Origin of the sequence: Rahnella variigena (genome assembly GCF_003610915.1) — a bacterium.
GTDB lineage: Bacteria > Pseudomonadota > Gammaproteobacteria > Enterobacterales > Enterobacteriaceae > Rahnella > Rahnella variigena.
The window spans coordinates 251,883-264,996 of the sequence record NZ_NSDJ01000001.1; the positions used below are offsets into that span (position 1 = coordinate 251,883).

The window sequence follows — 13,114 nt, forward strand, 5'->3', positions numbered from 1 at the left end:
ATATCTATTTCTTCAGGTCTGGATTAACTAACGGGGCAATCACCGCTAAAAGATCAGTTGCCAGCATACCGCGCGTTCCCTGCCGGTGGGCAATTTCGTCTGCGGCAGCGCCATGAACCACTGAGCCCGCGCAGGCCGCATCATAAATATTCAGTTTCTGAGCCAGCAATCCGCCAATGATACCAGAAAGCACGTCGCCCATGCCGCCCGATGCCATACCGGCATTGCCGACATCTGCCAGCGCCATTTCGCCATGTTCACTGGCAATCAGACTGCCCGCACCTTTCAGCACCACCACGCCGCCATAGCGTTCCGTGAGTTTCTGCGCCGAAAGTAAGCGGTCACTCTCAATTTCCTTCACGCTGCAACCGAGTAAGCGGGCTGCCTCGCCAGGATGAGGCGTCAGTACGCGATTTTGCCGTTTCCCGGGATTGATTGCCAGCAGGTTAAGCGCATCAGCGTCCCATAACGCCGGTTTATCCCATTTTGCCGCGCGATCAACCGCCTGTTTACCCCATTCTTTCTGGCCCAGACCGGGGCCGATGACTAACACATCAGCCCATTCCAGCCCTTCATCTAGCGATGCTGCGGTCAGTTCCTGCACCATGAGCTCAGGTCTGGCGGTCAGCAACGGGCCAGCGTGCTCTTTGTGAGTGAGTACTCGCACCAATCCGGCACCGGCGCGCAAAGCGGCTTCCGACGCCATACGGATTGCTCCAGCAAAACCGGTATCGCCGCCAATCACCAATAAACGCCCGTGTTCTCCTTTATGAGAACATGGACGGCGCGGGTGCAACCATGTGCCTAACTGCGACGCGTCCAGCCGCTGTAACGCTGCCAGATGTCCACCCAGCCAGCTTTGCAGCCCCAGCGCATCACAATGTAATTTACCGGTGTAATCGCGCGCCTGTCCGGTCAGCAAACCGGGTTTAAGGGCGATGAAACTGACAGTGTACGTGGCGTGAACCGCCTTCCCCGCTGTCTGGCCAGTTTGCGTATCAAGCCCCGAAGGAATATCGAGAGATATCACAGGCAAAGATGCCGAATTAGTGGCGTCAATCAGCCCGTCGTAAGGTGCGCGGGGCGCAGAAGATAAACCGGTGCCGAGCAAACCATCAATAATCAGATCTGCATCATGCGGCCATGCAGAATCGGCAGAATTGATTTCTCCGCCACTTTTCAGCCAGCCTGTTCGCGCCATTTCCGCTTCATCAGGCAGCGGTTTGCTCCCTTCCACGGCCAGCAGCGTCACGCGTATGCCTGCGCTTTTCGCCAGACGCGCCATTTCAAAACCGTCACCGCCGTTATTGCCGTGACCACATAAAATCAGCCAGTGACGCGTATGTGGAAATTCACGCTGCGCCAGTAAAAAAGCGGCCTTCGCCGCACGTTGCATCAGTGTAAACAGAGAAATCCCCGTTTCCTGCGCCGCCTGACGCTCAGCTTTTTGCAGCCAGTCAGCAGAAAACACGGAATGTGGTAAACTCGCCTCGTTTCGTTTTTCACGTTGGTTCGTCATGACACTCCCTCTCGATCTCGTTCAACTGGCTCAACATATCAAGCAATGGGGCCAATCGCTAGGCTTCCAGCAGGTTGGCATCTGCGATACAGACTTATCTGTTGAAGAGCCCAAACTGCAAGACTGGCTTGATAAACAATATCATGGCGAGATGGACTGGATGGCGCGCCACGGCATGTTACGTGCCCGTCCGCATGAATTGCTGCCCGGCACGCTGCGGGTGATCAGCGTGCGCATGAACTATCTGCCCGCCAAAGCCGCCTTTGCCAAAACCCTGAATAATCCGCAACTCGGTTATGTCAGCCGTTACGCCCTGGGACGCGACTATCACAAGGTGTTGCGGCAGCGCCTGAAAAAACTGGGCGACATGATCCAGGCGCATTGTACTGAGCATGCTGATCAGACCGTCACCTTCCGCCCCTTTGTCGATTCCGCGCCGGTCATGGAGCGCCCGCTGGCAGCGAAAGCCGGTCTTGGCTGGGTTGGTAAACACTCACTTATTCTCAACCGTGAATCCGGCTCGTGGTTCTTTCTCGGCGAACTGCTGATTGATTTGCCGTTACCCGTCGATCAGCCCCAGGAAGAGAAATGCGGCAAATGCGTGGCCTGTATCACTACCTGTCCGACCGGTGCCATCGTTGCGCCTTATACCGTTGACGCGCGCCGCTGTATTTCCTATCTGACTATCGAACTTGAAGGGGCAATACCGGAAGAATTCCGCCCGCTGATGGGCAACCGCATCTACGGCTGCGATGACTGTCAGCTGATCTGCCCCTGGAATCGTTATTCGCAACTGACTGATGAAGAGGATTTTAGCCCGCGCGCCGCGCTGCATGCGCCGGTGCTGGTGACTTTGTTTGGCTGGACGGAAGAGAAGTTTTTACGGATTACGGAAGGTTCGCCGATACGACGTATCGGACATCTGCGCTGGCTGCGCAACATAGCAGTGGCATTAGGCAATGCGCCCTACTCGCAGGACGTGATGGATTCGCTGCATTCGCGCGAAGGGGAAAATGCGCTGCTGGATGAACATATCAGCTGGGCTATCGCGCAACAGGTTCAAAGAAGAAATGAACATCGTATTGAAGTACAAACACTGCAGCAGAAACGGCTGATCCGAGCGGTGGAAAAAGGTTTGCCAAGGGATGCATAACATTTCCCAAAAAACGATGATCTGCTTTGTATAATTTTCTGTGCATAAAAATAAAAATGCTTTGCCAATCAAGTGCAAAAAAAAGAGCAAGTGATCGTCATAACGTTTCGCTATAAATTTATTTTGATATAAATCAGCGTGTTATATTTTGGCAATATGGCAGGCACAAAAAACAGACAGTGCAAAAAAACAACTAAAGCTGTGGATAAGTCTGTTTAAAAAAATAATACAAACCGTGTAATGATTGTTTCATTTGCGCACGAAACATGCACCAGAAAGGCATAAAGAAATGATTTTGTACTGAAGAAGAAAATTGGAGCGGGAAACGAGACTCGAACTCGCGACCCCGACCTTGGCAAGGTCGTGCTCTACCAACTGAGCTATTCCCGCATTGAGATGTCTGGCATCTGCTGTACTGTTAAAAATGTACAGACTTTGAAATTTTGGAGCGGGAAACGAGACTCGAACTCGCGACCCCGACCTTGGCAAGGTCGTGCTCTACCAACTGAGCTATTCCCGCGTCGCATGGCACTGCATTTTTTACGTTTTAATCTTTAAATCTAACTACTTAAAAATTTGGAGCGGGAAACGAGACTCGAACTCGCGACCCCGACCTTGGCAAGGTCGTGCTCTACCAACTGAGCTATTCCCGCTCTGCGCACTCAACGAAATTCTTCATCGGTACGGGGTGCGCATTATACGAGAAATCCTTTTAGCCGCAAGCCCCTGAAAGCAAAAAAATGAATTTTTCGTTCAAGTGCCGATTAAAACATCAAACCGGTGAATTAATCAGCGAAACACGGTGAATTCGTGTTCCACAGACCTTTTTAAAGATTTTTAAAATATTTCTCCTAAATCATTCGGGTTGCAGGAAGGCGGCAAACTCGTTCATCCCGATGGGCTGACATGGTCAGTGATTCGGGTGAGAGAGTGCAGCCAACGCATCAGCAGCCAGAAGGATGACGGAGATTAAAGATTAATAAAGTGTTCGCGGTAATACGCTAACTCAGCCACGGATTCACGAATATCGTCCAGCGCCTGATGGGTATTCTGCTTCTTAAAGCCGCCCAGCACTTCCGGTTTCCAGCGACGCGCCAGTTCTTTGAGCGTGCTGACGTCCAGATAGCGGTAATGGAAATAGGCTTCCAGCTCCGGCATGTACTTAAACAGGAAGCGTCTGTCCTGCCCGACGCTGTTACCACAAATCGGCGATTTACCCGCCGGAACCCACTCGCGCAGAAACTCGATGGTTTTTTGCTGCGCCGCATTGTCATCAAACGGGCTGGCTTTCACACGTTCCACCAGACCGCTGCCGGTGTGCGTGCGCACATTCCAGTCGTCCATCAGCGCCAGCTGAGCGTCAGACTGATGCACTGCCATCACCGGCCCTTCGGCCAGAATGTTCAGATGCGCGTCGGTCACCAGCGTAGCAATCTCAATAATGCGGTCACGTTCAGGATCCAGACCGGTCATTTCCAGGTCGATCCAAATTAAGTTCGAGTCATTTGCAGCCATGATGTGTCCTGTTACAAAGTAGAGAGTTGACGGAGATCTCCGTCATTCGGGCATTTAATATAAAATAGCTGGTATCATAGTCGTTTTGGTCGCACCGAGCGATTAAAGCCAGTTAAGTGAGGCGCAGTGACTAAGTCAAAACTGTCTAAAGGGCAACAACGTCGCGTTCAGACTAACCATCAGCGTCGTCTGACACAGACCGACAAACGGAAAGAGCTGGACGATTCTCTGCATGGCGAACCGCAGGACGGTGTTGTCATCAGCCGTTTCGGGATGCATGCGGACGTTGAAGCGGCCGACGGCAGCCAGCACCGTTGCAATATCCGCCGTACCATCCGTTCTCTGGTCACCGGTGACCGCGTTGTATGGCGCGCCGGGGAAAACACCAGTGTGAAAGGCATCGTCGAGGCGGTACACGAACGCACATCCGTTCTGACACGCCCTGATTTCTATGATGGCGTAAAACCCATCGCCGCGAACATTAACCAGATTGTGATTGTCTCCGCCATTCTGCCGGAGCTGTCGCTTAATATCATCGACCGTTATCTGGTTGCGTGCGAAACCGTGGAAGTTGAGCCGCTGATTGTGCTCAACAAAATCGATCTGCTTGATGACGAAGGCCGTAAATTCGTTCAGGGCATGATGGATATCTACCGCAATATCAATTATCGCGTACTTGAAGTGTCGAGCCAGACCGGCGAAGGCATGCCAGCGTTTGAAACGGCGCTGACCGATCGCATCAGTATTTTCGCGGGTCAGTCGGGTGTAGGTAAATCAAGCCTGCTGAATGCCCTTCTGCCACCGGATGAAAAACAAATTCTGGTGAACGAAGTGTCTGATAACTCAGGTCTTGGCCAGCACACCACCACTGCAGCGCGTCTGTATCACTTCCAGCATGGCGGCGACGTTATCGATTCCCCGGGCGTGCGTGAATTTGGTTTGTGGCACCTTGCGCCAGAGCAGATCACCCAGGGCTTTGTCGAATTCCGTCCTTTCCTCGGCTACTGCAAATTCCGCGACTGTAAACACGGCAGTGATCCGGGCTGTGCAATCCGTGACGCCGTAGACCGTGGCGAAATTGCCGAAGAACGTTTCGACAACTACCACCGTATTCTGGAAAGTATGGAAGACGTAAAAACGCGTAAAAACTTTGACGCGCTTTAATGCTAATTAATTGAATTAACATGTTAATGGCAAACGGGTGAAGTTAACGGAAGTTGAACCGTTGATTTCACCCCGTTACAATCCTCCGCCATACAACACTGCGTGACTCTGAACAGGATTCAGAGTTTCCTGCAAAATGGCCGGTAACGCCGGTCATTCATACCATCCAAGAGGTTTTCCCCGTGCTGGACAGTATCAAAATCAAACTTCAATACTTACTTCCTAAACAAGGACTGACCCGTCTTGCAGGCTGGGGCGCAGATAAACGTGCCGCCACGCTGACCCATTGGGTGATCAAAGCCTTTGCGCGTTTTTATAACGTCGACATGAAAGAAGCACAAAATCCGGATCTGAAATCTTACGCGACATTCAACGAATTCTTCGTCCGCCCGCTGCGCGATGGCGCACGTCCGGTGGTCAGCGGTCTGGATATGCTTTGCCTGCCAGCCGACGGTGCAGTCAGTCAGTTAGGCGCAATTACCGATGGCAAACTGTTCCAGGCCAAAGGCCATTTTTACAGTTTAGAAGCGCTGCTGGCGGGTAACTATCAGCTGGCAGAGCAGTTCAGAGACGGTCAGTTCGCGACTATCTATCTGGCACCGCGCGATTATCACCGCGTGCATATGCCGTGCGACGGCGTGCTGCGCGAAATGATTTATGTGCCGGGCGATTTGTTCTCCGTGAATCCGCTGACTGCCGCCAACGTGCCGAATCTGTTCGCCCGTAACGAGCGCGTCATCTGCGTCTTTGATACTGAATTCGGTCCGATGGTGCAGATTCTGGTTGGCGCGACGATTGTCGGCAGTATTGAAACCGTCTGGGCTGGCTGTGTCACACCGCCGCGCGAAGGCATTATCAAGCGCTGGACCTATCCGGCTGCAGGCGAAGAAGGCGCCATCGCACTGGAAAAAGGTCAGGAAATGGGCCGCTTCAAACTGGGTTCCACCGTGATCAACCTGTTTGCAGCAAATCAGACCCGTTTCATGCCAAATTTGAAAAATGGCACCGTGACCCGCATGGGCGAACCGTTCGCCGAAGCTCTGCGTACACCAGCAACTGCAACGGCGGAACCGGTTGTAGCAGAACCGATCGTAGCGGAGCCAGTCGTTGCAGAAACTGTAGTTACAAAGCCTGTAGTTACTGAGCCTGTAGTTACTGAGCCTGTAGTTACAAAACCTGTAGTCGCTGAGCCTGTGGTTACCGAAGTCCCTGTCAAAACAGAAACACCAGCAGGTGTGGCAACGGCTGAACCACAAGCGCCTAAAGACTACTGAGTTCAGACTGAACTGACATAAAGAACTGAAGAAAAGGATGTGACCGAGTGCGCCTGATCCCCGCCTTGCTGATGAGTTTACTGCTGTCCCTGCCATTGATGGCGGGTGCAGCGCCGACTGAAGATCAGCTCAAACAGGAACTGAAACAGGCGGAAGCCAACAAAGAAATGGCCAATCAGACACAGGTGGTTGAGGCGCTGCAAAGCGCGCTCAACTGGCTGAATGAAGCCAGTGTTTCAGCCGGTCGCACCGAGCAGTACCAGAAGGTCATTGATGACTTCCCAAAACTGACGCAGGCACTGCGTCAGGAATTACAAAATCAGCCGGATAAACCGCCAGCGGTTGATGGCAGCATTCCTACTGCTCAGCTCGAGCAGCAAATTCTGCAAGTCAGCAGCCAGCAGCTGGAAGAAACCCGCCAGTTACGTCAGGAGCAGGACCGCTCACGGGACATCAGCGATTCTCTGAGTCTGATCCCGCAACAGCAATCTGAGGCCCGCAATGCACTTGGTGACATTGAGCAGAGGATGCAGGCGGCAACTGCGGCAGCCACATCGTCCCCGCTGGCGCAGGCGCAGCTGAGTGCCTTGCAGGCGGAATCTGCCGCGCGCAAAGCCAAAGTCGATGAACTGGAGCTGGCTCAGCTTTCTGCCAATAACCGGCAGGAATTGTCGAGAATGCGCACCGATCTCTACAAAAAGCGCGCCGATTATCTGGATCAGCAATTACAGGCTTTACGCAATACGCTGAATAATCAGCGCCAGCGTGAAGCCGAACAGGCGCTGGAAAAAACCGAGTTGCTGGCCGAGCAAAGTGGCGAACTGCCGCATTCCATCAGTCAGCAATTGCAGTCCAACCGTGAGTTGTCGCTGGCACTGAATCAGCAGGCGCAGCGGATGGATCTGATATCTTCCCAGCAACGTCAGGCTGCCGCTCAGACACAGCAGGTGCGTCAGGCGATCAATACCATTCGCGAACAGGCGCAATGGCTCGGTGCATCCAATCTTCTGGGGGAAACGCTGCGGGCGCAGGTCTCCCGTCTGCCGGAAATGCCAAAACCGCAACAGCTTGACCGCGACATGGGCCAGCTACGCGTTCAGCGTCTGCACTATGAAGATTTACTCGATAAGCAGCCGATTTATCGTCAGGCACGGCAGGACGACGGCAAGCCGCTGACCGCCGCGCAGCAGAAAATCCTTGATGCCCAGTTGCGGACTCAGCGTGATTTGCTCAATTCCCTGCTTTCAGGCTGCGATACCCAAATTCTTGAACTGACCAAGCTGAAAGTGGCCAACAGTCAGCTGGTCGAAGCGCTGAATGACGTACATGAGGCCGCCCACCGCTATCTGTTCTGGGTGGCGGACGTCAGCGCCATCGGGATTTCTTATCCGGTGCAGGTGGCGCATGACCTGAAACGTCTGGTGTCACTGGATTCACTGACCCAGCTCGGCGGCGCTTTCATGATGATGGTCACCAGCAAAGAAACGCTGTTGCCGCTGTTTGGTGCGCTGATCCTGGTGATTATCAGCATCAGCTCCCGCAAGCATTACTATGCATTCCTTGAACGTGCCAGCAGCCGGGTCGGTAAAGTTACGCAGGATCAGTTCTCGCTGACGATGCGCACCGTATTCTGGTCAATTCTGGTGGCGATGCCGCTGCCGGTCTTGTGGGCCGCGCTGGGCTTCGGGCTGCAAAGTGCCTGGCCGTATCCGATTGCAGTGGCGATTGGTGATGGCGTGACCGCTACGCTGCCGATTCTGTGGGCGTTTATGGTCAGCGCAGCACTGGCGCATCCTCAGGGGCTGTTTGTCGCGCACTTCGGCTGGCCGCAGCGTGCCGTTTCACGCGCACTGCGCTATTACGCGCTGTCGATCTGGGTCATGGTGCCGCTGATTATGGCGCTGATTACTTTCGATAATCTCAATGACCGCGAATTCTCCAATACGCTCGGGCGTTTGTGCTTTGTCATTCTGTGTCTGGTGGTGGCGCTGGTCACTCACAGCCTGAAACGAGCCGGTATTCCGCTATATCACGATAAAAAGGGCAACAGCGAAAACGTCATCAACAAAACGCTGTGGTGGATGCTGCTGGGCGCGCCAATTGTGGCGGCGCTGGCCTCACTGCTGGGTTATCTGGCGACCTCGCAGGCGTTGCTGGCGCGTCTGGAAACCTCGGTGGCTATCTGGTTTGTACTGCTGGTGATTTATCACATTATCCGCCGCTGGATGCTGATCCAGCGACGTCGTATTGCTTTCGAGCGCGCCAAACAGCGCCGTGCTGAAATGCTGAATCAGCGCGCACGTGGTGAAGAGGATGCGAATCACGTCAACACCAGCAACGAAGGTACGGTAGAAGTGGAAGAGCCGGTGGTCGATCTGGATGCGATCTCCGCGCAATCATTACGCCTCGTTCGTTCGCTGCTGACGCTGATCGCGCTGATCTCAGTGATCTTCCTGTGGTCTGAGATCCATTCAGCCTTCTCTTTCCTGGAAAATATCCATCTGTGGCAGGTTGCCTCTACCGTGCAGGGCGTGGAAAGTATGCAGCCGATCACCCTGGGATCGGTACTGATCGCCATTCTGGTGCTGATTATCACCACGCAGCTGGTGCGTAATTTGCCTGCACTGCTTGAACTGGCCTTGCTGCAACATCTGGATCTGACGCCGGGTACCGGTTACGCCGTGCTGACCGTCACCAAATACGTGTTGTTGCTGATTGGTGGCCTGACCGGCTTCTCGCTGATCGGCATCGAATGGGCAAAACTGCAATGGCTGGTCGCCGCACTGGGTGTCGGTCTGGGCTTTGGTTTGCAGGAGATTTTCGCCAACTTCATTTCGGGCCTGATTATCTTGTTTGAAAAACCAATCCGTATCGGCGATACCGTGACGATCCGTAATCTGACCGGCAGCATCACCAAGATCAACACCCGCGCCACCACGATCGCTGACTGGGACCGCAAAGAGATTATCGTGCCGAACAAGGCCTTTATTACCGAGCAGTTCATCAACTGGTCGCTGTCGGATTCCGTCACCCGTGTGGTACTCACCGTTCCTGCGCCGTCAGAAGCCAATTCGGAAGAAGTGACGGAAATCCTGCTGAATGCGGCGCACCGCTGCTCGCTGGTGCTGGATATGCCAGCGCCGGAAGCCTATCTGGTTGATTTACAGCAAGGTATTCAGATTTTCGAGCTGCGTATGCACGCCGCTGAAATGGCGCACCGTATGCCGCTTCGTCATGAAATCCATCAGCTGATCCTGGCCGGATTCCGCGAGCACGGCATCACACTGCCGTTCCCGCCATTCCAGGTGCGTATGGAAACACTACATCGTGCGCAAAATGGCAATAACGCGACCTTTACCAGCAGCAGCGGCAGTGGCCGCAGCGGAAACAGTTCGCGTTCGCCGGGCGATTTATAGCAGTCGATTTACAGCAGTAACAAGTACAGCAAAAGGGCAGATTCCTCTGCCCTTTTTAATACCCGCAGTTTAGAGACCGGCGATCAGCGCCGCCGCCGCTTTGCGATGGTGTGATATCAGCGATCGGATATCCATGCCGACAATTTCACCGTCAATGACCCGCCATTTTCCGCCGACCATCACGCGATCGGCTTTTTCCGCGCCACACAGTAATAGCGCGGCAACCGGATCATGGCTGCCGCTGAAACGTAATTCATCGAGTTTAAACAGCGCCAGGTCGGCCTGTTTGCCCACGGCAATCTGCCCGATATCATCGCGACCGATAAGCTTCGCCGAACCGCTCGTCGCCCAACCCAGCACTCTTTCCGGCGTGACGTATTCCGCACCGTATTTCAAACGTTGCAGATACAACGCCTGCCGCGCTTCATACATCAGATTTGAGGCATCGTTCGACGCAGAGCCGTCAACGCCCAGACCAATCGGCACGCCTGCCGCTTCCAGATCACGTGTCGGACACATGCCGGACGCCAGCCGCATATTCGACACAGGGCAATGACAGATACCGGTGCCCGCCGCGCCCAGACGGCGGATCTCATCGTCGTTAAAATGAATACCGTGCGCCAGCCACGTGCGGTCGCTCAGCCAGCCGACGCTTTCCAGATAATCGACTGTACGCAGGCCAAACATTTTCAGGCAAAACTGTTCTTCGTCCAGCGTTTCCGCCAGATGCGTATGCAGCCGGACATCTTCTTGCTGGGCCAGCCTTGCACTCTCGCGCATAATCTCGGTCGTGACCGAAAACGGCGAGCACGGCGCCAGCGCAATCTGCATCCAGGCACCCTCTCCGCGCTGGTGATAACGGTCAATCAGACGCTGACTGTCCTGCAAAATCACCTCGCCCGACTGCACCGTCTGTTCCGGCGGCAGACCGCCCTGTTCTTCGCCAAGACTCATCGAGCCACGGGTCAGCAACGCACGCATGCCCAGTTCACGGACGACCTCGACCTGCACATCAATGGCTTCTTCCATACCCTGCGGGAAAAGATAATGGTGGTCGGTGGTGGTGGTGCAGCCGGAAAGCAGCAGCTCAGCCATCGCGACGCGGCTTGCCAGCCCCAGAGCCTCCGGCCCTAAACGAGCCCACACGGGATAAAGCTTTTTCAGCCACGGGAATAACGGCACGTTGACCACAGGCGCCCAGGCGCGGGTCAGTGTCTGATAGAAATGGTGATGTGTATTGATGAGGCCCGGCAGCAGTACAGATTCTGAGGCATCAAAGATGTGATCGACCGGGTGTGAGGGATGCTGACCAGAGGCCAGCACTTCGGCAATTTTCTGCCCCTCAATGACGATGCCGCCACGGGCATCGAGTTCATTGGCGGTAAAAACCGCCAGCGGATTTTTGATCCACATGCGTTGTTCTGACATATCTGACTTCCTTTTTAAGGTCACAATAAATTCAAAAAGTGAGTCAGCTCAGTTATGCCCTGTCTGCTGATCCAGGGGCGCAACGCGCGGGATTTCAGTGAACCTTAACTTCCTGTGCCGCAACACTTGTGCTGCGTTCTGCCGGCATCAGTAAGTTGAGCAGGATAGCGAGAACGCCACCACTGGTCACCGCATGGCCGAAAATATTACCGACGATTGGCGGGAACTGGCCAAGGACATCCGGCACCGCTTCAATGCCCAGACCGATGCCAAAGGCGATAGCGATAATCAACATTTCGCGACGCCCGACCGGCGACTGCGTCATGATGCGGATCCCCGCCGCAACCACACTGCCGAACATCACCAGTGTCGCACCGCCCAGCACTGGCGCAGGAATTTGCTGCAGGATTTCACCGATGAACGGGAACAATCCGAGCACTAATAATACCGCGCCGATATACATACCGACATAACGGCTGGCGACGCCGGTCATCTGGATCACGCCGTTATTCTGTGCAAATGTCGTGTTAGGAAATGACGAGAAGGCCGCCGCGATTAGACAGCTGATGCCATCGGCCAGAATGCCGCCTTTAAGACGCTTACGGAAGCTTTCCCCTTCAATCGGCTGCTGTGACAGCATGCAGTTAGCCGTCAGATCCCCCACCGCTTCAAGAATGCTGATAAACGACACCAGCGCGATGGGTACGAAAATAATCCAGTCAAACTTAAAACCAAAACGGAACAGTTGCGGCAATGCAAACCAGTCACCCTGCAAAGGTTTCACCGTCAGATGGCCGGTCAGCGCAGCGGCGATACAGCCGACAACAATGCCCAAAACGATTGATGACAGGCGCAGCCAGCGCACCTCGATACGGTTACAGGCGACAATCACCAGCAGCGTCAGCGCCCCCAGCCCGAGATTAGCCGGTGCGCCAAAATTCACCGCGCCATGCCCACCTGCCCAGTCGGTAATGCTGACTTTAATCAGGCTGATACCGATAAGCGCAATGACGGTGCCGCTCACCAGCGGCGTAAACACGCGGCGCATCTGGCCGATGAACCGGCTGACCAGCAGCGGGATAAATGCCGCCACAAAGTTCACCCCAAAAATCATCGCCATGATGTCTTCCGGCGAACCACCGCGGCTTTTTACCAGCATACCGCCGGAGAGGATCACCCCCAGAAACGCAAAGCTGGTGCCCTGCAGACAAATCATCCCCGCGCCGACTGACATAAAGCGGCGCGCCTGAATAAATGTCCCGATGCCGGACGCCAGCAAAGACATGCTGATGAGATAGGGTAAATACGCATTCAGCCCCAGCACTGAACCGATAATCAGCGGCGGCGTGATAATCCCCACCACGCTTGCCAGCACGTGCTGGATGGCGGTAAAAAATGCCGGTGCCGGTGCAATGCGTTCTTCCAGTCCATAAAGAAGTTCTTTGTCGTTGGATTCTGACATAACGGGTTTTCCGGATGATGAATGATAATCCGGTAATGCATAAATCAGGCCAGCCGGAGGAAAATTTCCGTTAAAGCATGAGGAATGCCCTGTTTACGGGGTGTGGCGCACTGCGCCTGACACTGAAACTTTAAAATCAGTGTTGCGCCATTTGGGTACTTTTGTTTCAGTAAATGCGCGATT

General features: G+C 54.2%; 8 protein-coding genes and 3 tRNA genes. 4 read left to right on the top strand and 7 right to left on the bottom strand.

The window, feature by feature from the left end:
• Positions 1 to 4: 4 nt before the first annotated feature.
• Complete coding sequence (nnr, locus tag CKQ54_RS01170) at positions 5 to 1,519, bottom strand: bifunctional ADP-dependent NAD(P)H-hydrate dehydratase/NAD(P)H-hydrate epimerase (protein ID WP_120162427.1); 1,515 nt, start codon at positions 1,517 to 1,519, stop codon at positions 5 to 7.
• Here nnr and queG point away from each other — a divergent pair.
• Entirely contained in the window at positions 1,518 to 2,672 is a 1,155-nt protein-coding gene (gene queG, locus CKQ54_RS01175; protein WP_120162428.1) for a tRNA epoxyqueuosine(34) reductase QueG, read from the top strand. The genes nnr and queG overlap by 2 nt on opposite strands.
• 314 nt (positions 2,673 to 2,986) lie before the next feature.
• Here the strand turns inward: queG and CKQ54_RS01180 are convergent.
• The 4 genes from CKQ54_RS01180 to orn form a co-directional block, all read right to left on the bottom strand.
• Positions 2,987 to 3,062: transfer RNA gene (locus tag CKQ54_RS01180), tRNA-Gly, on the bottom strand.
• Positions 3,063 to 3,116: 54 nt separating this feature from the next.
• Positions 3,117 to 3,192: transfer RNA gene (locus CKQ54_RS01185), tRNA-Gly, on the bottom strand.
• 57 nt (positions 3,193 to 3,249) lie between these two features.
• A tRNA-Gly gene (locus tag CKQ54_RS01190) sits at positions 3,250 to 3,325 on the bottom strand.
• 316 nt (positions 3,326 to 3,641) lie between these two features.
• On the bottom strand, positions 3,642 to 4,187 hold the full coding sequence (orn, locus tag CKQ54_RS01195) for an oligoribonuclease (protein WP_120162429.1): 546 nt from the start codon (positions 4,185 to 4,187) through the stop codon (positions 3,642 to 3,644).
• A 126-nt stretch (positions 4,188 to 4,313) separates the two neighbouring features.
• Here orn and rsgA point away from each other — a divergent pair, with 126 nt between their 5' ends.
• The 3 genes from rsgA to mscM all read left to right on the top strand — a co-directional run bounded on the left by rsgA (position 4,314) and on the right by mscM (position 10,041).
• A complete protein-coding gene (rsgA, locus tag CKQ54_RS01200; RefSeq protein ID WP_112289774.1) occupies positions 4,314 to 5,351 on the top strand; it encodes a small ribosomal subunit biogenesis GTPase RsgA in 1,038 nt (345 codons plus the stop codon).
• 182 nt (positions 5,352 to 5,533) lie between these two features.
• Entirely contained in the window at positions 5,534 to 6,625 is a 1,092-nt protein-coding gene (asd, locus tag CKQ54_RS01205) for an archaetidylserine decarboxylase (RefSeq protein ID WP_244220156.1), read from the top strand.
• A gap of 47 nt (positions 6,626 to 6,672) precedes the next feature.
• Positions 6,673 to 10,041, top strand: a complete 3,369-nt coding sequence (mscM, locus tag CKQ54_RS01210) for a miniconductance mechanosensitive channel MscM (protein ID WP_120162430.1) — start codon at positions 6,673 to 6,675, stop codon at positions 10,039 to 10,041.
• A gap of 69 nt (positions 10,042 to 10,110) precedes the next feature.
• Here mscM and CKQ54_RS01215 read toward each other — a convergent pair whose 3' ends face one another.
• Entirely contained in the window at positions 10,111 to 11,469 is a 1,359-nt protein-coding gene (locus tag CKQ54_RS01215) for an 8-oxoguanine deaminase (RefSeq protein WP_120162431.1), read from the bottom strand.
• Positions 11,470 to 11,563: 94 nt separating this feature from the next.
• Positions 11,564 to 12,931: a uracil-xanthine permease family protein gene (locus tag CKQ54_RS01220; RefSeq protein ID WP_120162432.1), complete on the bottom strand. Its 1,368-nt coding sequence runs from the start codon at positions 12,929 to 12,931 to the stop codon at positions 11,564 to 11,566.
• Positions 12,932 to 13,114: the final 183 nt, after the last annotated feature.